We start from the raw sequence: 996 nt of genomic DNA on the forward strand, positions 1-996 counted from the left end.
AAAACCTCTCAAAAGCAACATCTATTTTGAGGCAACGACTCTGTACTTATTTTGTCCTTCGGCAACACCTTTCATTGAGGCAATAGGCTAAGAAAAACCAGTGGCATTTTATTGTTTAAAATGCCACTAGCAGTTAAGTGTTCAGGCTGTTCATTTTCTCAGTGAGAAATGTCTCGGTGTGAGTGGGGGATTCAGGGCTAAAAAAGCACCACTTTCTGAAGGGATGGCGGTGCTCTTTGATGGTTTGTTCATGTTCATTTAAAAAGGTACTCATTGTCTCCCTGAGCTTTTGTTTTGAGTTTGCATTATCTACTTGTTCAAGGTTTTCACACAGTTGTTTGAGTATCTTAATTTTATCCTGAGGGCTTTTTTTCAATCCAAACCAGCTTGATTCATTGCTCAGCGTTTGTATGTGGTGCTCTATTGCCATTTTCAGGCGATATTTTTCGCTGTCGCAGATAACCGGTTTTTGGATAACGGTAAGGCTGCTCTCGTTGTTTTGATGCCCCAGCCCCAGTTGGCCATAATCGTTGTATCCACAGGCAAAGAGCGTTGGCTTGCCCTTGCTGTCGCAGCCAAAGACAAGGGTGTGGAAAGCACCTGCGACGACACCCTCCAGTGAGTTGAGTGCTTCAGGAATCTCGAGGCGCTGCAGGCTGCTCTGGATGTTTTGATGCCCCAGCCCCAGTTCGCCGAAGCTGTTTCTTCCACAGACAAAGAGCAGTGACTTACCCTTGCTATCGCGTCCAAAGACAATAGTGTGTTGAGCACCTGCGACGACACCCTCCAGTGAGTTGATGTCTTTGGGAATCTCAAGGCGCTGCAAGCTGCTCTGGTGGTTTTGATGCCCCAGCCCCAGTTGGCCTGAATGGTTGTCTCCACAGGCAAAGAGCAGTGATTTTCCGAGGCTGTCGCGGCCCAAGACAAGGGTATGGTTTGCACCTGCGACGACACCCTCCAGTGAATTGAGGTCTTTAGGAAGCTCAAGGCGCTGCA

Annotated in this window: 1 protein-coding gene; it reads right to left on the bottom strand. The window is 47.8% G+C overall.

Annotation, left to right across the window (positions count from 1 at the left end; translation table 11 throughout):
• Positions 1–133: 133 nt before the first annotated feature.
• On the bottom strand, positions 134–996 hold an 863-nt coding region (locus Lwal_RS06185; RefSeq protein ID WP_476645817.1), incomplete at its 5' end, for an RCC1 domain-containing protein.

Source organism: Legionella waltersii (assembly GCF_001468085.1).
Lineage (GTDB): Bacteria > Pseudomonadota > Gammaproteobacteria > Legionellales > Legionellaceae > Legionella > Legionella waltersii.